This window comes from Rhodococcus sp. G-MC3 (assembly GCF_030063335.1).
In the GTDB taxonomy this organism is placed as follows: domain Bacteria; phylum Actinomycetota; class Actinomycetes; order Mycobacteriales; family Mycobacteriaceae; genus Rhodococcoides.
On sequence record NZ_JASISW010000012.1, the window covers coordinates 15,690 to 34,842 of the forward strand.

18 protein-coding genes are annotated in these 19,153 nt (G+C 63.6%); 10 read left to right on the plus strand and 8 right to left on the minus strand.

The genetic code is table 11. The features are described 5' to 3' along the window. Positions 1 to 134 precede the first annotated feature (134 nt). The 3 genes from QMK17_RS14815 (at position 135) to QMK17_RS14825 (ending at position 4,044) form a co-directional block, all read left to right on the plus strand. Positions 135 to 875, plus strand: coding sequence for a DUF6319 family protein (locus tag QMK17_RS14815; RefSeq protein WP_283510032.1), 741 nt, complete (start codon positions 135 to 137; stop codon positions 873 to 875). An 89-nt stretch (positions 876 to 964) separates the two neighbouring features. Beyond that, positions 965 to 1,621 (plus strand): S1 family peptidase, encoded by a 657-nt coding sequence (locus tag QMK17_RS14820; protein WP_442972769.1) that lies wholly within the window; start codon positions 965 to 967, stop codon positions 1,619 to 1,621. Positions 1,622 to 1,836: 215 nt separating this feature from the next. After that, entirely contained in the window at positions 1,837 to 4,044 is a 2,208-nt protein-coding gene (locus tag QMK17_RS14825; RefSeq protein ID WP_336620153.1) for an MFS transporter, read from the plus strand. A gap of 92 nt (positions 4,045 to 4,136) precedes the next feature. Here the strand turns inward: QMK17_RS14825 and ilvD are convergent, their stop codons facing one another. The 3 genes from ilvD to lppU all read right to left on the minus strand — a co-directional run bounded on the left by ilvD (position 4,137) and on the right by lppU (position 8,026). After that, positions 4,137 to 5,858 carry a dihydroxy-acid dehydratase gene (gene ilvD / locus QMK17_RS14830; RefSeq protein ID WP_283510033.1) on the minus strand — a complete coding sequence of 574 codons (1,722 nt, stop codon included), beginning with the start codon at positions 5,856 to 5,858 and terminating at the stop codon, positions 4,137 to 4,139. Between the two features lie 50 nt (positions 5,859 to 5,908). After that, positions 5,909 to 7,333, minus strand: coding sequence for an MFS transporter (locus tag QMK17_RS14835; RefSeq protein WP_283510163.1), 1,425 nt, complete (start codon positions 7,331 to 7,333; stop codon positions 5,909 to 5,911). Positions 7,334 to 7,408: 75 nt separating this feature from the next. Beyond that, positions 7,409 to 8,026, minus strand: coding sequence for an LppU family putative lipoprotein (lppU, locus tag QMK17_RS14840; protein WP_283510034.1), 618 nt, complete (start codon positions 8,024 to 8,026; stop codon positions 7,409 to 7,411). 127 nt (positions 8,027 to 8,153) lie between these two features. Here lppU and QMK17_RS14845 point away from each other — a divergent pair, with 127 nt between their 5' ends. From QMK17_RS14845 to QMK17_RS14860, 4 genes are all read left to right on the plus strand, one after another. Further along, positions 8,154 to 9,233: an ATP-dependent DNA ligase gene (locus QMK17_RS14845; protein ID WP_283510035.1), complete on the plus strand. Its 1,080-nt coding sequence runs from the start codon at positions 8,154 to 8,156 to the stop codon at positions 9,231 to 9,233. Then, entirely contained in the window at positions 9,233 to 10,321 is a 1,089-nt protein-coding gene (locus QMK17_RS14850; protein WP_283510036.1) for a DNA polymerase domain-containing protein, read from the plus strand. Before QMK17_RS14845 ends, QMK17_RS14850 begins: the two co-directional genes overlap by 1 nt. 187 nt (positions 10,322 to 10,508) lie before the next feature. Next, a complete protein-coding gene (locus QMK17_RS14855; RefSeq protein ID WP_283510037.1) occupies positions 10,509 to 11,534 on the plus strand; it encodes a zinc-binding metallopeptidase family protein in 1,026 nt (341 codons plus the stop codon). Between the two features lie 72 nt (positions 11,535 to 11,606). Continuing rightward, entirely contained in the window at positions 11,607 to 12,332 is a 726-nt protein-coding gene (locus QMK17_RS14860) for a GAF and ANTAR domain-containing protein (protein WP_283510038.1), read from the plus strand. Here QMK17_RS14860 and QMK17_RS14865 read toward each other — a convergent pair whose 3' ends face one another. Genes QMK17_RS14865 through QMK17_RS14885 form a run of 5 tightly spaced genes read right to left on the minus strand, consistent with a single transcriptional unit; the run spans position 12,333 to position 16,681 of the window. Next, a complete protein-coding gene (locus tag QMK17_RS14865; protein ID WP_283510039.1) occupies positions 12,333 to 13,592 on the minus strand; it encodes an EAL domain-containing protein in 1,260 nt (419 codons plus the stop codon). Next, on the minus strand, positions 13,589 to 14,206 hold the full coding sequence (locus QMK17_RS14870; RefSeq protein ID WP_283510040.1) for an SAM-dependent methyltransferase: 618 nt from the start codon (positions 14,204 to 14,206) through the stop codon (positions 13,589 to 13,591). The genes QMK17_RS14865 and QMK17_RS14870 overlap by 4 nt, the downstream gene beginning before the upstream one ends. Then, positions 14,203 to 14,982: a PIG-L deacetylase family protein gene (locus tag QMK17_RS14875; protein WP_336620154.1), complete on the minus strand. Its 780-nt coding sequence runs from the start codon at positions 14,980 to 14,982 to the stop codon at positions 14,203 to 14,205. Before QMK17_RS14875 ends, QMK17_RS14870 begins: the two co-directional genes overlap by 4 nt. Next, complete coding sequence (locus tag QMK17_RS14880) at positions 14,976 to 15,905, minus strand: acyl-CoA dehydrogenase (RefSeq protein WP_283510041.1); 930 nt, start codon at positions 15,903 to 15,905, stop codon at positions 14,976 to 14,978. The genes QMK17_RS14875 and QMK17_RS14880 overlap by 7 nt, the downstream gene beginning before the upstream one ends. 20 nt (positions 15,906 to 15,925) lie before the next feature. Then, positions 15,926 to 16,681, minus strand: a complete 756-nt coding sequence (locus QMK17_RS14885) for a glycosyltransferase (RefSeq protein ID WP_283510042.1) — start codon at positions 16,679 to 16,681, stop codon at positions 15,926 to 15,928. 233 nt (positions 16,682 to 16,914) lie between these two features. Between QMK17_RS14885 and QMK17_RS14890 the strand changes: the two genes are divergently transcribed. The 3 genes from QMK17_RS14890 (at position 16,915) to QMK17_RS14900 (ending at position 19,150) form a co-directional block, all read left to right on the plus strand. Continuing rightward, on the plus strand, positions 16,915 to 17,427 hold the full coding sequence (locus QMK17_RS14890; protein ID WP_283510043.1) for a DUF6764 family protein: 513 nt from the start codon (positions 16,915 to 16,917) through the stop codon (positions 17,425 to 17,427). A 50-nt stretch (positions 17,428 to 17,477) separates the two neighbouring features. Further along, complete coding sequence (locus tag QMK17_RS14895) at positions 17,478 to 18,071, plus strand: HdeD family acid-resistance protein (RefSeq protein ID WP_283510044.1); 594 nt, start codon at positions 17,478 to 17,480, stop codon at positions 18,069 to 18,071. Between the two features lie 143 nt (positions 18,072 to 18,214). After that, positions 18,215 to 19,150, plus strand: a complete 936-nt coding sequence (locus QMK17_RS14900) for an Ig-like domain-containing protein (protein WP_283510045.1) — start codon at positions 18,215 to 18,217, stop codon at positions 19,148 to 19,150. Positions 19,151 to 19,153: the final 3 nt, after the last annotated feature.

Sequence of the window (19,153 nt, forward strand, 5' to 3'; positions counted from 1 at the left end):
AGCGTCAGGTTACGCGTGAGCTGACCCACACGGGAGATGTTCGAGCGCGGCGGTCACAGTCGACATTCGTCGCACGTTGTGGCCGAGAAGTGTGGGACAGTATTCGCAAACACTTTCGAGAGAGGTCTGCTTGCATGCCACCGCGTAGACGTTCCACTGCCACGGGATCGCTGACGCCCGAGAATCTCGAGACACTCGCCTCGGCGCTCTCGGAAGGGAGGCGTGCGACTGTCTATCTGATAGAGCCGACACCGAGCTTGGGTTTGCCCGAGGGCACCTCGGCCAAGGTGGTATCCGTCGACGGCACTACGGTCACCATCAGGCCCAAAGGCGTCAACGACGAGCTCCCGTTCGAGGCCGAAGAATTGCGCATCACGCGTAATCCTCCGGGCGGGGCAGGGAAGCCGGCCTCGAAACCGGCGTCCAAGCCGGCAGCCCCGGAGGTCGCCGAATGGACGGAGCCGGTGCCTGCGACCAAGGCGCCTGTAATCCCCAAGGCGCCTGCTGCTCCCAAGGCACCTGCTCCTACGGCACCTGCTCCCAAGGCTGTGCCCGTTCCGAAGTCCGCTACCGCGCCGACTGCTCGCAAGGGTAAGAAGGGGCCGGAAAGTGTCAGCGTCACCATCCACGCCGGCTCCGACAACGATTGGTCCGTCACGGTCACTCACGGCGCTCGGCGGCCGGGCAAGGCCCAGTCCGTTTCGCCGGAATCGGTCTCGCGCGCCGTTCGAGAACTCGGCGACGACACCGCCCGCGACGCCGTCGAAGCAGTTATCTCCCACGCACGAGAAGAAGCAGCCTCCAGAGTGGAGGAGTTGAGCCGTCAACTCGAAGAAGCAAGGTCGATGCTGGCTGCCCTGGAATCGGACAGTTAGTCCATTGGTAAGAAGCAGTTAGTCCAGCTACTCGTCTAGTGGTGCAAGTTGTTGCTAGGGTTCTGCGGACACCGCTGGAGAGGGAATACATGTTGAAGAAGTTTATGCTCGTCGCCGTTGTGGCAGCTGCTGTTGCTGCGAGCTTCGGCGTCGGGACTGCATCCGCTGCAGCTCCGGCGGTACTGGGTGGTGGCTCCGGGATCATTGTGAACAATGCATCGGAGTGCACACTCACTACAATCGGCAACGACGCCGCAGGCCGTCTCGTCGGCATCACTGCAGGTCACTGCGGTGGTGCGGGAGCAACGATCGTGCCGGAGGCAAACACGGACGCCGGCGTCGTGGGGACCATTGCGTTCTCCAACCCGGAATACGACTACGCAGTGATCGAGTTCGATCGCGGCAAGGTCATCCCGGTGAACCGCATCGGCAACGTCACCATCACTCAGGTCGGTCCGCCTGCAATGTTCCCGAACATCGTCTGCAAGGAAGGCCGCACCACCGGCAACACCTGCGGCATCGCGTACGGCGACGTTCTGCAATCGCAGGAAACGTGGTCGCAGCTGTGTGTCGCCGAGGGAGACTCAGGCAGCCCGGTGGTTGTCGGGACCACGCTCGTTGGGATGGTCAACGCATACCTCGGCATCGCATGCTTCGGCCCACAGGTCGGAACCAACATCGATGCGATCCTGCGCCAGATCAACGCGGGGAACGCTGTGGGAGCAGGGTTCAGCCCAATTCCCTGACTAGTTGCACAATGCTTCGAAGTGCCACCGTGTCAGTTCGTTTGACACGGTGGCACTTTCGTGTGTTGGCACGAATCAACGCAGAACCTTATCTTGTCGAACGAAACCTCATGTGTAACGGCCGCCACAAAGAATTGCGCGGCCTAGTGCATCCTTCCTAGGCTTCACGGCACTGCGCGCGGTGTGTCGGGCGTGGTGCATAGGGGGGAACACACATGACATTGCTGGCGATGACTCCTGTCCAAGAGATGGAGAAGCCGTACGCGAAACGTTGGGCGGCGCTGGGGGTGCTGTGTCTGAGCCTGTTGGTCGTGGTCATGGCCAATACGTCGCTGCTGGTCGCGGCGCCGTCGATGACGCTGGATCTGAACCTGTCGAGCAGCGACCTTCAATGGGTCATCGACGGATACACCGTGCCGTACGCAGCTTTGATGTTGCTGTTCGGCGTTATCGGAGACCGTTGTTCGCGACGGGGTGCACTACTTCTCGGGCTGCTGGTCTTCACCGCCGGATCGATCGCGGGCGCACTGACCGACGCGACCAGCGGCGTGATTCTGGCACGCATCGTGATGGGGGTGGCCGCAGCGATCGTCATGCCTGCCACGCTGTCGCTTCTGGTCGCCACGTTCCCGAAACGTGAACGCGCAACGGCCGTCACGATCTGGGCGGCAACATCTGGACTCGCCATCGCGATGGGTCCACTGCTTGCAGGCTGGCTGCTCGAAAGCTACTGGTGGGGTTCGAGTTTCCTGATCAACGTGCCTATCACGGTGTTCTCGATCGGCGCAGTGATCGTGCTGGTACCGCCGTCGCGCGCTGTTGATCCAGGGCGTATCGACTGGCTCGGCGGACTGCTCTCGGTACTGGCTGTTGCGACCATCATCTACGCGATCATCGAAGGAATGCACTTCGGATGGAGCGTCGGTCCGACGTACTTCGGTGTGGTCGGAGTACTCAGCACACTAGCTTTCGTTGCCTGGGAACTGCGACACCCCAACCCGTTGCTCGACGTTCGTGCATTCACATCTCGAGTGTTGAGCGGTGCGATACTTGCCGTGCTCCTGTTCTTCCTCGTGACATTCGGCGGGATTTACTATGTGGCGCAGTACCTTCAGTTCGTGCTCGACTTCGGACCCGTGTCCACCGGCGTGCACCTGCTGCCCCTCGCGGCAGCAGTGTTCGTCGGCTCCGGCATCACCATGTGGCTGACGCCGAGGGTCGGTATGAAGTACACCGTCACCGCAGGAATGGTGGTCGGGACGCTCGCGGTGGCGTCGATGCTCGGAATCGATACGAGTGCAACGTATTCGGACTTCCTGCCGGTGCTGACTCTGCTCGGTCTTGGTATCGGACTGAGCGTTTCACCGTGCACCGACGCCATCATGGCCGAATTTCCGGACAACAAGCTCGGCGTGGCCGGCGGTCTCAACGACACTGCACTCGAGCTCGGTGGTTCGCTCGGTATCGCCGTACTCGGTTCCTTTCTTGCGACCAACTATCGCAGCGGCATCATCGACTACCTCGCGAACTTCCCTGGCAAGGGCCCCGACGGCCAACACACGGCTCAGGCGGTTCAGGCGATCGAGGCGTCGGGGGATTCCGTTGCCGGTGCAGTGATCGTCGCGGACATCCTGCGCGAGAATCCATTTCTCTCGGGGTATGCCGACAACCTTCAACTTCAGGCCGTCAGTGCTTTCGTGGGAGCGGTCGTACATACATCGTTGATCGCCACTGTGGCCTTCGCAGTCGGCGCCATCATCGTCGGCGTTCTGCTACCTGGGCCGATCCGGCGCCGGGCGGTCACTGTGCCTGCAGCATTCGACCCGGCAGCAGCGATGGAAGTTGCCGAACTCGAACACCTGCTGGAGCAGCCCTCGGCCGAGAAGCCGCTGGCGGCAAAGCCTCTCGCTGGCGTACTTGCTGTGATTGAGCCTGCGGTGAATGAGCCTGCTCGGGCCGCGGTCACGGTTTCTCCGTCTCGCGATGCTGTGGTGCTGAGGGTTCCGGTGGTGAGGAAGGTTGAGCCCGCCGAGCACGCGGCAGTATCCGGGCATCCCGTGGACGGAGATTCGCGACCGAGCATCTATCAGCTCGCAGCGAAGGTCTACGAACTGGAGGTTGCCGAGCGTGAGGAAGCGGCGCTGGAGGAAGGTGCAGTAAAAGCTCAGGGGCGGATGAACATTCATCAGCTCGCTCTTGTCGACATCGCGCGCAGGCGTCGGGAATCCGCGGAGGAACAGCTCGATTCGGCGCTCGATCTCGCCGAGCTTCCTGTGCTGCGGCGATCCTCGAGGCCGAAAGCCGTTTCGACACCGAAGGCTGGGACGAACCTGGTCAACTTCTATCAGTCCAGCGACTCGGCGCATCGTCGGTGTACCGAGTTCAAAGAGCGATCCAGCTCGGTGTGGGCGATGCCGCTGTAGCTTTCGCGGCCGTCCCTACCGCATGAATGGACCATCGCAACGGTTAGACGGTTGCAGTGGTCCATTCATGCGGAAAGTGGGGCAAGCGAAATCTAGATCAGCACAGCACCTTCCGACGCCGAGCCGACCAGCTTCGCGTACTTGGCGAGCACCCCGCGGGTGTAACGGGGAGGCAGCGGCGCCCAGCCTTCCTTCCGTGCTTCGAGTTCGGCATCGTCGACGAGGAGGTCGAGCGTTCCGGTGCCGACGTCGAGCCGGATCTGGTCACCGTCGCGAACGAAGGCGACCGGGCCGGCGTCGACGGCTTCCGGTGCCACGTGGCCGACGCAGAGGCCGGTGGTTCCGCCGGAGAACCGGCCGTCGGTGAGGAGCAGTACGTCCTTGCCGAGGCCTGCGCCCTTGATGGCTCCCGTGATGGCGAGCATTTCACGCATTCCCGGTCCGCCCTTGGGGCCTTCGTAACGGATGACGACGACGTCCCCCGCGGAAATCGTGCCGTCTTCGAGTGCGTCCATCGCGGCGCGTTCACGTTCGAAAACTCTTGCGGTGCCCACGAATACGTCGGAGTCGAATCCGGCCGACTTCACGACGGCTCCGCCCGGCGCGAGTGATCCCTTGAGGATCGTGATGCCACCCGTCGGGTGGATCGGTTCGCTCATTGCGCGCAGAACCTTGCCGTCGGGATCCGGCGGTGCGATGTGAGCGAGGTTCTCGGCGACGGTCTTGCCGGTGACTGTCAGGCAATCGCCGTGCATGAGCCCGGCGTCGAGCAGCGCCTTCATGACCACGGGCACTCCGCCGATGGCGTCGACATCGGTCATGACGTGCTGGCCGAACGGCTTGACGTCGGCGAGGTGCGGGACCTTGGCGCCGATGCGGGTGAAGTCGTCGAGGGTCAGATCGACTTCGGCCTCGTGCGCGATGGCCAGTAGGTGCAATACGGCATTGGTTGATCCACCGAATGCCATGACGACGGCGATAGCGTTCTCGAAGGCTTCCTTCGTCATGATGTCGCGGGCAGTGATGCCCTGCTTCAGCAGTTCGACGACGGCTTCTCCGCTGGCGTGGGCATAGCCGTCACGTCGCCGGTCGGGGGCGGGAGGAGAAGCGCTGCCGGGCAACGACATTCCGAGTGCTTCAGCAGCACTGGCCATCGTGTTGGCGGTGTACATGCCGCCGCAGGCACCTTCACCGGGACAGATGGCGCGCTCGATAGTGTCGACGTCGGCCTGCGACATCAGACCGCGGGAGCACGCTCCGACAGCCTCGAACGCGTCGATGATGGTGACCTGACGCTCGGTTCCGTCGGACAGTTTCGCAAAACCGGGCAACGTCGATCCGGCGTAGAGGAATACGCTCGCGAGATTCAGACGTGCTGCAGCCATGAGCATTCCGGGTAGCGACTTGTCGCAACCTGCGAGAAGCACGGAGCCGTCGAGTCGCTCGGCGCTCATGACGGTCTCGACGCTGTCGGCGATGACCTCGCGAGAGACCAGGGAGAAGTGCATTCCCTCGTGACCCATCGAGATGCCGTCGGACACCGAGATCGTGCCGAATTCCATCGGGAAGCCGCCTGCGGCACGCACACCTTCCTTGACAGCCTTGGCAAGCCGATCGAGGGACAGGTTGCACGGGGTGATCTCGTTCCACGACGATCCGACACCGATCTGAGATTTCACCCAATCGTCGTCACCCATCCCGACCGCGCGCAGCATGCCGCGGGCCGCGGTCTTCTCCAAGCCATCGGTGACGTCACGGCTTCTTGGTTTGACATCGTGGGTCTTGACGTCTGGCGAATTGTCCTCGGTCGACATGACACTCCTGAGCTCTACGTGGATATATGGGCTGTATCCGCCCCTCCAGACTAAACCTGGGTCTGGGGACTCACTGCCGGGGACGTCATGTCGCAGTGTGGCTTGCAGTCGATCGACTCCGGCTCGGCCCGTTGTTCGCCTCGGATCATGAGGGCGCTGATCAACGAACCGGCAGCCAGCAGCGCTGCGCAGATGATCATCGCCGTGTGGAATCCGCCGGAGAACACGGTGGGGCTGTCGTAGTCGACTCCGGAGATCCCGGCAAGGCCTGGCAGGGCGGCGACCGCGAGCAGCTGGCTCGTCCTGGCCACCGCATTGTTGACGCCCGATGCAATGCCTGCGCGATCGGTGGACACCGCACCCAGCACAGCGCCGGTCAGCGGCGCAACGAGAATCGTCAGGCCGATTCCGAAGACGACGACCGCCGGTAGTACGTGCAGCACGTACGTCGAACCAGGGTGGATGCGCAGCATCAGCAGCAGTCCGACAGCGCCGATTGCAGGGCCGACCGTCATCGGGATTCGTGGTCCGATTCGCTGGGCGAGTCTTCCCATTCGCGCCGACAGGAACAGCATCAGCACTGTGATGGGAAGCGTCGCGACCCCCGCCGCGATCGGGGAGTAGTTCAATGCCAACTGCAATTGCAGGATCAGCAGGAAGAACACTCCCCCCAACGCTGCGTACACGGCGAAGGTGACGAGATTGGCCGCCAGGAAAATTCGCGACGCGAAAAGCGACGGCGGCACCAGCGGGTTCGGAGAACGTACTTCCACGACGACGAAGGCCACTGCAGCGACAAGGCCGAATCCGACGGCGAGCCACGACGAATCGATGAATCCGAAAGTCAGCAACGCCAGGGCCGATGCGACCACCGCGACACCAGGAAGGTCCAGTTTTCCTGCCGCGTGTGGGTCTCGGCTTTCCGGGACATGTTTCGCGGCGACCCACACGACGCCGATGGCCAGCGGAATGTTCAGCAGAAACACCGACCGCCACCCAGCCGTTTCGACGAGCCACCCGCCGAGGAACGGTCCGATCGCGGAGGCGACCCCGCCGAGGCCGGACCACAGACCGATTGCTGCGCCCCGGTCGTCGGGATGAATGGACGCCGAGATCAACGCGAGCGAGCCTGGTGTGAGCAGCGCAGCGCCCACGCCCTGGACAAGCCGCGCCACCACGAGCACCTCGATGTTCGGCGCCAGTCCACACAGGATCGACGCGATCGCGAACCAGACGGTGCCGAGGACGAACACCTTCCGGCGACCGAGCCGGTCACCCAGCGCGCCGCCCAACAGAATGAGCGACGCCAACGTGAGCGTGTAGCCACTGACGGTCCACTGCAGCCCTGAAACACCTGATCCGAGGTCGCGCGAGATAGCAGGAAGTGCGATGTTGACGATCGTCCCGTCGAGCATCGCCAGCGACGACCCGAGCACGGTGGCAGCGACGATCCAGCGTCCCCGCGGGGATTTCAGCGGGACAGTGCCGCTGCCGCTCGAACTACTGCCGCTCGAACTACTGCCGTTCGAACTACTGCCGTTCACGCCGGCCTACAGATCTTCGACGCAGACGATGAAATTACGTTCGGTGTGGTAGTAGCCACTGGTCGCAGGATCGGCGCAATCGTTCGGGTCGGTGGTTCCGTCGAGGAATTCGGTGACCTTGACGGTCTGACGTCCAACGGTGTCGCAGTCGGCTCGCTGGGGATTCTCACCGGACATCTCCATGCACCCGTCGACCACCCAGTCGATATCGAGGCACAGTGCGCCCTGCTCGATGTCGGCGAACAGTTCGTAGTAGGTCTGGTCGGCATCGGCGATGCAGTCGAGGTTGGTCGGTGCCTTGGCGATCACCTTGTAGTTCGACTCGGGACTGCCACAGGTCGAGTTGTCGATCGTCGCGTCCGTGGCGGTGCCACCGAGTTCGACGCATTCGCCGATCTCCACGTCGATGTCGACGTCGCCGTCGCCGTCCTGATTGGGCGGAGTCGACTTGGGCTTGGACGTCGAAGGGCTGGATGTCGAAGGGCTGGACGAGGTGATCACACCGTCGTCATCGGCGGGAATGGCGCGTGGGGTTACGTCCGAGCCACAGCTCACCAGCAGCAGGGCGGTACATACGGACACGGCGAGGGTGGCGCCGCGGAGCGTTCGACGGAGGAGAGGCATCGATCGTCCTAGCTCTCGGGAAGGGCGCACGATTTGCGCCGAGGGTAAAAATATCCGACAAAGCGCCTATCGGGGTAGTCGAGGCGAATCGAACGCGGACAGGCCGCGATGGGGCACTATTGACCCCGTGGACCTACCTGTGGAATGGCCGCTGCAGCCGATGCTCGCCAAAGCTGCGAAGGCGGTGCCGGCGCAGCCTGCCGACGGTCCCGTGGAATGGTCGTACGAGCCGAAATGGGACGGTTTCCGTGCCATCGTCTTCCGCGACGGCGACGAGGTCGTCCTCGGCTCGCGCGGAGGCAAGAATCTCGCGCGGTACTTCCCCGAGTTGGTGGCCGCCGTCCGACGAGAGCTACCCGCCCGAATCGTCGTCGACGGTGAAATAGTCGTGCCGCGGGAAATCGAGGGTCGAACGCGTCTGGACTGGGACGCGTTGTCCGAACGCATCCATCCTGCCGATTCCCGAGTGCAGATGTTGGCGGAGAAGACGCCGTCGATGTTCGTCGGATTCGATCTGTTGGCGCTCGGGTCGACCGATCTGACCGGGGAACCGTTCGGGACACGTCGCGAGAAACTGCTCGAGGTCATGGGCGGGATGGCGGCCGGGATGGCGGGCGGGATGGCGGCGGCCGGGACGAGCTGCCACGTCACCAGCACGACCGATGACGCCGCCACCGCCCAGGACTGGTTCGAACGTTTCGAAGGTGCGGGGCTCGACGGTGTCGTCGCGAAGAAACTCAGCAGCCCGTATCTGCCGAACAAGCGAGAGATGATCAAGGTCAAACACGCTCGTACCGCCGATTGCGCGTTGATCGGTTATCGAGTGCACAAGTCCGGCAACGGCATCGGCTCTCTGCTGCTCGGTCTGTACGACGGCGATCAACTCAGGATGATCGGTGGTGCCTCCGCGTTCACCGACAAACGCCGCGTGGAGATACTCGAAGAGCTGCAACCACTTCGGACGGGTGAGGAACCGAAGTCCGCGGAAGCGAACCGGTGGACGACGAACAAGGACCGCAGCTGGGTTCCGCTGCGCATCGAGCGCGTCATCGAGGTCGCGTACGACCAGATGGAAGGTGAACGGCTGCGGCACGCCGCCCGGTTCCTGCGGTGGCGTCCCGACCGAGACCCGACATCCTGCACCTACGAGCAGTTGGAAGTGCCCGTCAATTACGACGTGGCCGACGTACTGGCAGGGGGCAGCTAGTGGCTGCGAAGACACCACCCGCGTTCGTCGAAGCAGGCGAGCGAGAGGTGCGGGTATCGAGTCCCGACCGCGTCATCTACGAAGCCACCGAGCGCACTCCCGCCGTCACCAAGCTCGAGGTCTGCGAGTTCTACGCCGCCATCGGGGAACCCTTGCTGCGCGCCGTCGGCGAACGCCCCACCGCCATGGAACGCTGGCCGGACGGCTACCGGGACGGTATGCGTCTTGCGGTCGGGCCGCAGGACAAAGAGGGTGACGGCTTCTACCAGAAGCGGCTCCCCAAGGGCGCTCCCGAGTGGATCGAAACGGTGAAGATCGCCTTCCCGAGTCGCCGCACCGCGGAGGAGCTGTGTCCGAGCGAATCTGCAGCGCTGGTGTGGGCCGCCCAGATGGGCACCCTGACGTTCCATCCCTGGCCGGTTCGTCGTCCGGACGTCGACCATCCCGACGAGCTCCGACTCGATCTCGACCCGCAGCCGGGCACCACGTTCGCCGACGCCCAGCGCGTCGCCGACGTGACCCGCGAGCTGCTGGAGGAATTGGGTCTGCGCGGATACCCCAAGACGAGCGGCAACAGGGGAATCCACATCTACGTTCGGATTCGGCCTGACTACAGCTTCGAACAGGTGCGGCATGCGGCAATCGGTCTCGGACGCGAGTTGGAGCGCCGCGACGACGGGGTGACCACGAAATGGTGGAAGGAGGAACGCGGAGAACGCATCTTCCTCGACTACAACCAGAACAATCGGGACCGAACCATAGCGAGTGCGTGGAGCCTGCGCGCACGGCCGGGTGCGCCGGTGAGTACCCCGATGACGTGGGCGCAGCTCGCGGACGTCACCGATCCCCGCGACTACAACCTGATCACGGTGCCCGACCTACTGAAGGATGGGGATCCCTGGGAGGACATGGACGCCCAGGCCTATCCGCTCGAACCCCTCCTCGATCTGTGGGAGTCGCTGCCGGGGGGAGAGCTCAACTTTCCGCCCGATTACCCCAAGATGCCCGGTGAGCCACCGCGTGTTCAGCCGTCGAAAAAGGTGGCCGAGCACTGGGACGACGAGGGGAAGCGCGTCCCGCACACGTGAGCGAAAATACGTCGCAGGGGACGTATTTCCGCTCACATGCCCGGTGTCGTTATCTAATCGTGACCATTCTGTTGTCTTGCAAGTACCGTCGGTAGGGGTATGTCGACATATCCGCACGCGAGCATGAGTGGCTCTGTCATCTCCATGTGCGGTACTTGAACACACGCCAAGAATGAAAGTCGGGAACATGCGCGCTTTGATCTGCCGCAAATGCGGTCAGAAACTTTCGTTCGAGAACTCGCTCTGCCTCAACTGCCACAGTGCGCTCGGATTTCATCTGCCCTCGCGTGCACTGCTCGTGCTGCCGGACAAGGCCGATGATGGTGCCGCCGAGGTCCAGGTCGAGAACACCGCTTGGAAGACGTGCGCCAACCTGAACGTTGCAAAGTGCAACTGGCTCGTGGACACCTCGGAGGGCGATGTCTTGTGCGTGTCCTGCAGACTGACGCGCACTCGCCCTGCGGACGACGATCTCGATGCGATGGCGGCGTACGCCGACGCGGAGACGAACAAGCGTCGCGTGATCCTCGAACTGACCGAGCTCGGGCTTCCCATCGTCGGCCGGGACGAAGACAAGAACACCGGCTTGGCATTCGACCTGCTGTCGAGCGCCAACACCCAGGTGTTGACCGGGCACGCGGACGGTCTCATCACGCTCGACCTCGCCGAGGGTGACGACGTCCACCGCGAGCAGCTCCGCGTCTCGATGTCAGAGCCGTATCGCACACTCGTCGGACACTTTCGGCACGAAATCGGCCATTACTACCAGACCGTGTTGGTCGGAACCGGTGACGATCGTCCGCAATTCGAAGAGCTCTTCGGCGATCCCGACACCGACTATCAGGCTGCCCTCGATCGCCACTACAACGAGGGATCTCCCGAGAACTGGGAAGACGACTACGTCTCGTCCTACGCGACGATGCACCCCGCCGAAGATTGGGCCGAGACATTCGCCCATTACCTGCATATCAGGGATACGCTCGACACTGCAGCGGCCTTCGGAATGGCGCCTGCAGGGTCGACGCTCGACAGCCCGCTTCCCGGGGACGTCGGATTCGCCCAAATCATCGAATGGTGGCTCCCGCTGTCCTGGGCGCTGAACCAGATCAACCGTTCGATGGGCCATCAGGATCTCTACCCGTTCGTGCTACCTCCGACGGTGATGGACAAGATGCGTTTTGTGCATCTACTCATTTCTCCGAGCGCGGTGTGAGCAGCAGGTTTTCTTTTCGCAACAGGGTATTCTGACTGATCCGGTCGGGCTGGTGATGTGGCGGAGGTACGAATGAGCGAGCAGGTTCTGGGTGACGAGGTCGTTGTGACCGATCTCGACCTCAGTCAGCGATTGGCCATGTTTGCTCGTGAACTGCGACGCGAACACGGTGACCCGCAGCGAACCCTACAAGCGATCACCGAGTCCGCGGTGATGAACGTGCCCGCCGCCGAGTACGCGAGCATCACCACTGTCCTGCAGGGCAAACTTGTCCACAGTGCCGCGTTGGCAGGTGATGTGGCCGAGAAGTGTGACGCGATTCAGCGGCAACTCGGCGAGGGACCGTGCCTCGAGTCTGCGATCGAACAACGAACGATTCGGATCGACGACATGGACTCCGATGTCCGGTGGCCCAGGTTTGCCGCCCAGGCCTCCGGGCTCGGAGTAAAGAGCATGATCTGTTTCCAGCTGTACGTGGAGGGGTTCAACTTCGGTGCCCTCAACCTGCACTCGTCGCGGGTCGCGGCGTTCGGAGAGGACGCCGAATCCATCGGTTCTCTCTTCGCAGCGCACGCTGCCATCGCCTTTTCCAGCGCCCGCGAGGAACAGCAGATTCGCACTGCGCTGACAAGTCGCGATGTCATCGGCCAGGCCAAAGGCATGCTGATGGAGAGGTACAAGCTCGGAGCGCAAGCCGCATTTGCCTTGCTGTCCAAGCTGTCTCAGGACACCAATACCAAGCTCGCCGATCTGGCCCACCAGGTCGTCGCCGACGCCGAGCGGGATGCGCAGGGCTAGCTAGAGCCCTGTGCGTTCGACGGGTAACCGAAGTAGAAGGCTCCGGGCGCAGTCCACCGTCAACTGCGGATCGTGGCTGAGGACGTAGGAGAAGCGTCGGTCCATGTCCGGGCCCGTGTCGCCGAAGTCCTTCGCGGCGAGAACCGCCGAGAAGTGCGGTGACAGAACCACCACGACCCATTCCGCGCGAACCGGGTCGTCGGGTTCGAGGTCGGCCCCGCGCACTCGCGGCGCAGGCTCTGGGTCCATCCCGACGGCCAGCGCCCCCACGAGCGCGGCGCTCGTGGCCATCACTTCCCACCGACGAGCTGTGAGCGCAGTGAAGTGCTCCCGCTTCTCGAAAGATCCGAGAATGACTGCCGTCTGCAGGCTTTGGCCCGCGATGGATTCCAAGCCTTTGCTCACCTCGACGAGCAACCGCTTCGTCGACGGCTTCGAGTCTCGTCCGGCGGCCGCGAGCTGATACGGCGACGAACGAGGAAGCGACCCGCGTTCGGGCGACGTTCGGAAGTTCAAGGGAGACAATCGTGCGGACCGTTCCACCGGCGCCGTTCGTTGCTCGGTGAAAAAGCGTCCCTGGCCCACCCTGGCGCCGAGCGCGAGCGCGATCCCGACGGCGTCCTCGGTGTCGATTCCTTCGGCCATCACGATTGCGCCGGTGCGCTCGGTGTATGCGGCAACGGCGTTGACCACCCGGGCGGTGAAGCTGCCGGGCTTTCGGGTAATGAGGCTGCGGTCGAGTTTGACGACGTCGGGCTCGAGAAGCGGCAGCAACGCGAGCGACTCGGGGCGCACTCCAACGTGGTCGACGGCGATGGCCCAGCCGAGGCGTCGGACGTCGGCGACGGCACGGAGAAGTTGAGCGGGTCTTCGGATCAACGCGGTTTCGTCGAGTTGGAGTACCGCTGTTCCTGCATCGACATCACCACGATCAGGCAGGTGCGGCAGGGTGTCCGGGTCGATGGCGATGAAGAGGGGCAATCCCTCCAGTTCCTTCGTGCCGGCCGCGCCGTCCACAGCTCCTGCCCAGCGGACAAGGTCCAGATCCACTGTCATGTCCATCGCCCGCGCGGCAGATGCCAACGCTGCCGGCTCGGCGAAAGCCGAGTCCTCGGGGCCCCTGACGATGGCCTCGTAACCGATGACTTCGTTGGTCAGCAGATCCACGAGAGGTGCGAAGTCGGTGCGAAGGCTGTTCGGTCCCAGTATGGACTCGAGGCCGCCACCGTCGTATGCACGTGTGGATGTCCCGCCGTTCATACCAATCCCTCAATTCTTGCTACCGAGTCAGGCTTCGCAGTCGAAACTTCGAACACTTCGAGGATCACATCTTCGTCGACGTAGCCTCCCATCCGAACAAGACCGTCGGTTGCCCCGATCACAGCATGGACCTTGTCTCCCGACAAGGGATAGTCCGCGACGGGGTGACGCCAGTGCACCGCGAGCAGTGTGCCACCGGGTTCGAGGTTCGCCGCAGCGGCATCGAGCGCATGCCGAAGATCCGGCTCGTCGAGGTAGTAACCGACCTCGCTGAGCACGATCAGGTCGAACGAGTCACCGTCGGATACAGCGTCCCAGTCGCCGGTGAGCGACCATTCCAGAAATTGAACCTTGTCCGAGTTCACGCGCGCGCGTGCGGCGTCGAGCGCGGCAGGCGCAACATCGGTCGAAATCAGACTCTCGCAGCGCGCGCTCAGCTCCGCCGTCAAGATCCCGATGGAGCAACCTGGTTCGAGCGCGCGGCGATACCTGCGCCGCGGCAACGACGCCATCGTGATCGCATACTTGCGAGTCTCGTACCAGTTGTCGTCCAGCTGGAAGGGATCGGCGTTGTCGGTGTACACCGCATCGAAATAGTCCTTGTGCAGGCTCACGCGAACACCACCTCGTAGGAGCGCAGGAGTCGGTCCAATACGTGCGGTGGCAGTACCGCACGATCGGCCGGGTGATCCGACAATGCCGTCACCTGAGTCGTGAACTGCTCTGCCGCGCTCTTTTTCAGTTCTGTCGTGTGGTCGTCGAGGTCGATCCCGAGCCCCCGAGTCCACGGGACGTCGGTGCTTCCCGGGTGCGCCCAATGCCACATCCACACCGGATATTCGAGCACCGCGATGCCCACTCGTCGGGCAGCGGTGAGCGTCGCACGTGCTGTTGCCTCGTGGTCGGGATGGCGATCCCCGCGCCACGGCGTCAGGCACCAGGTGCCCTGCCCACCCGACAACAGTTCGGTGAGCGCGCGTGCGAGCTCGTCCTCGTGCTCGGCGATGCCACCGTCGGGAAAACCAAGCCTGATGGGGTCGACATCGAGACCCAGAGTGGTCAGTGCCCGCCGGGCCTCGCCAGGACGGGCGTCGACCAGCTGTTCCGGGGTCAGCGTTGGCGAGCCGGGGTGTGATGCGCCACCGTCGGTCACACCGATCACCGACACCCGAATGCCCGCCGCGGCAGCCTTCGACATCAGCCCGCCGACACCGAGGACCTCGTCGTCTGGATGCGGTGCCACGACGATCATCTCGCGGCATCGACTCAGATCGAGTGGCGGGAACGTGTGATCCCAAGCGGCCCATTCCGAGTCGGGAGTGCCCAACTCGGCCGCATCGAACCCAGCCACCGGCTGGGACGTAAGTACCGGGGGTGTCGCAGCTACCACGGGTTGTCCTCCTTCGCGATGTCCTCTCCCAATGCAGCGAGATCACGCTCGGCATGACTCTGGCGCAGGTACACCGTCAGGTCGGCAACGCGTCTGGCATGCACACCGTTGGAGCACAGTGGCCCAGCGCCGAGTGCGCGGCCCACTCTGTCGATGCAGTCGGTTGCGGCGCTCTCGACGATTGAGCGCACGATCCGAGCCCGGGTTCGGCCGCGGTCCTCGCAATCGTTCGGATCGGAATCTATCTCGGCGGCAGCGGTGGTCAGTGCGCTCGATGCAGCACCGAGAGACGCCGCGACCGCGCCCAAATGAGCACTCGTGTGCGCGTCGGCGCCCGAGCGGACCGACGTGTGCAGAACGTCTGCGACGGCGCAGGCACTGCCGAACCACACTGCGGCAACGCCGATTGCGCCGTGCCAGAAGCCCGGACGTTCGAGATATGCGCCCTGTTCGCCCACCGGGACCGCAAGAGCGCCGTCGAACCTGACCGACCCCGAGTCGCTCCTCGACATTCCGACGGCATGCCAGGTGTGCGGAATGGGTCTGCACCAGTCCTGAGTCAGATCTACCGCAAACAGCATGGACCGATCGCCGACGCGTGCCGTGACCAGGGCATCGGTGCACAGGCTCGCTCCCGAGCACCAGGGCTTCACACCGGTGAGCTTCCAGCCGCGCGAACCGTGGCTCGCTTCGAGAACAGGAGAGGGAGGTTCTGCCGCCCAGACTCCCCAGATTCGGCCGCGCTTGGGCGGCGGGCCGCCGAGTTCGTCGAGAATGGCAACGGCGTCGGCGTGTGCCTCGGCAAAGCGGCCGAGAACGGTGTCCTCCCGGCCGAGTGCGGCCAACGTGAGCCAGCGCGTATCGGTGAACCCGCCGCCGGGAAGCGGAAGGTTCGCGGCCTCCTCGTTCACCCATGACTTCATGCGGTCTGTCAGGCCAGTGTTCACTGGGCGACCGCCAACTCTTGCCTTGCAGCCGATCGGCCGGCTTCCAAGGTGCGCAGGTGGTCAGCGAAACCGTCCGGTGCGCGGCCGACCCGCCGCGCGGAGGTCGTGACCGGTGAGTCGCAGGCGTAGAGGACGGGATAGGCGGCCTGCTCGAGCCGGTGAACGATGTCGACGTCCTCGGCTGTGCGCAGCGCCGCGAAACCGCCGACGTTCCAGTACACGTCGGCGCGCACTCCGAGGTTCGCTCCGTGGACGTGCCGATGGCCGGGCCGTATGCGGTATCCGGCGAAGTACGTTGCTGCGAGAACGGGATCGAGGCCGACGGAATCCGGAAGCACCGTGCCTGCGACCACGGCAGCGCCCCGCCGCGCATGGGCGAGCTGAGACGTGAGCCAGTCGGGCCGAACCACGCTGTCGGCGTCCGTCGTCGCGAACCAGGTGCCCGGCGCGTCCTCCACGGTCGAGAATCCCGCGGTCGAGAGTGCCGCGGTCGAGAATCCTGCGGCGCGAGCCGCTCCTACGTTGCGACGATCGATGGCGAGGACTCGTCCACCCGTCCGCGCGGCCCAAGAACCGGCGATGGACGCAGAAGAATCGGTGCACGAGTCGAGAACGGTAACCACCACGGTGTCGACACCCGTACGTTCTGCTGCCTTCCCGACAGCCGACAAACATGCGTCGAGAACCAGTTCCTCGTTGTGAACCGGCACAACCACCACCAACCGAGAAATATCGCGCTGCGCTTCGAACACTTGTCGTCCACCCTCCCGCGGTGCCGATCCGTCGCTACGTGAAAATCCCGCTGACGACACGATGTGCCACGGGTTCGAACGTCTGCGCATCCGAGTCGGCAGTGTTCTGCCGCCGGTGGCTCGACGGAATCCAAGCGAGTCCACGTAGACCCGATTTTTGATCCCCCGTAGTGGCACAATCCAAACATGGCGGTTCGCTTTTCGCGGACCCAGCGACATCGTCGGGGGTGCTCATGCGCAACGTGCTCATATCAGCAAGTGCGGTCGTGCTCGGTGTTCTCGGGGTGATCGGAGCGCCGAGCCCCGCGCAGGCCGCAGATCTGACCTGTGACGGAACACCCTCGACCGACAGCGTCTTTGTCGATGGTCTTCAGGCGTGCGGTGCGCGGGCCGATTCGACAAGTCGGGCGTTCGCGCGGGCCCTGGATTCCGTCGCATTCGCCCGGGCCGACAGAGGCGGCGGGGCGATCGGTCTGGCCCAGGACGGAGGCGTCGCGGCGGCGGAAACCGAATCCGGCCAGGTTGCTGCCACTGCCTTCGGTCCCGATGCCGTCTCCATAGTCTCCGCCGATCCTGGAGCATTCGCTCTGGCATTGTCCCTGGCCAAGGGGCAGACATTCGTCGGGACCGCGCACGAAGGCGTCCGGTGCGAGGCAGGTCCCGGCTTCGCCGTCAATCTGAGTCTCGGCCAGGTCTGCCTGTCCGACGGTGTGAACACATGGAGTTCCATTCCGGCTGTGCCGTGAACTATTTGTGCCCTGAACCAGCTGTGGACCAGAAGAAAGAGCGGATCATCATGTCGACACAATTCACGTCCAACGAAGAAGCACTTCTGCGAATCGGCAAAGACCTCTGGTGGGCGGTCCTGCTGCGTGGGGTGTTCGCGGTGATCTTCGGAATCGTTGCCCTGGTGTGGCCGTCGGTGACTGTATGGGCGCTGGTGGTCGTGTTCGGCGCGTACGCGATCGTCGACGGTATCTCCGCGATCATCAGGGCCGTGCAGGCGCGCAAGGTCGAATCCGGCTGGATATGGTGGCTGCTCGGCGGCGTCGTGTCACTTGTCGCGGGAATTGTCGCGTTTGTTTGGCCGGACATTACTGCACTCGCTGCCGTTTTCGTCATAGGATTCTGGGCGATCATGGGTGGAATTCTCGAAATAGCAGGATCGTTTCGGCTGAAAAAATTTGACGGCGCCGCGCATTGGGTCGTACTTCTCGTCGCCGGAATTCTGGAGCTGCTCTTCGGTATCGTGCTGGTGTTCTTCCCGGTCAGCGGCATCCTGAGCATTGTGTGGCTCGTCGGTGTATTCGCCGTGATGCTCGGTGTTCTGTTCGTCGTATCCGCATTCCAGGTGCGTTCGGCGGCGAAGAAGGCTGGCGTCCTCGGTTAGCCGAGGCGACAGTATTTCGATTGGCAATCGACCGCACGGTATGTGTTAATGGCTGTGGGTTTCTGCTGCGCACACTGCTGATTCACAGCAGCGTCGAAAATCGCGGCAGGTTATTGGTTCGAACAGGATGGATCGGGTCAGTTATGGCATTCACACTTCGTTCACCTCGTCGACTGGTCGCGCGGATCACGCTCGCCGGGGCCGTCACTGCCTTAGGCGCCGCGGCTCTCGTGTCGCCCGCTCAGGCCGACCCGCTGTGGCCGGGTGGGCCCGAGGTTCCAGGGTTCGGGTCCTCAGATCCGGTACTACCGGTGCCCGCGCTGCCCGCGCTGCCCGGCATCGCACCGGAACCGCAGATTCAGCGCCTCGCGCCTGCCAACTTCTCGGATCCTTCGATCAGTCCTAACGCAGGCGAAGTCGTCGGCGTCGCCCAGCCGATCGCCATCCGCTTCAATGAGGCGATCGGTGATCGCGGCGCAGCAGAAGCTGCGATCCGCGTCACGACGTCCCCGAGCGTCGACGGCCATTTCTACTGGATCAACGACACCCAAGTGCGGTGGTTGCCGAACGAGTTCTACCCGGCGCACACCCAGGTGACCGTGGAAGCAGGCGGCGCGCACGCAGACTTCTCCACCGGTGACTCGGTTATCACCACGGCAGACGACGCGACGAAGACCATCACCGTGACCAGGAACGGTGAGGTCGTCAAGACAATGCCGACGTCGATGGGCAAGGCAGACCACGAGACGCCGAACGGCACCTACATCGTCGGCGAGCGTCTTCGCGAGATGTACATGGATTCGTCCACGTACGGCGTGCCGGTCGATGCTCCCGACGGCTACCGGACGTACGTCGAGTACGCCACGCGTATCTCCTACAGCGGCATCTTCGTCCACGCAGCGCCGTGGTCGGTCGATGCTCAGGGCAATACCGACACCAGCCACGGCTGCCTCAACGTCAGTACCGAGGACGGCAAATGGTTCTTCGAGACCGCACAGAAGGGCGACCCCGTCATCGTCGTGAACACTGCAGGCGGAACCCTCAGTGGCTCCGACGGTTTGGGTGACTGGAATAGGTAGGCG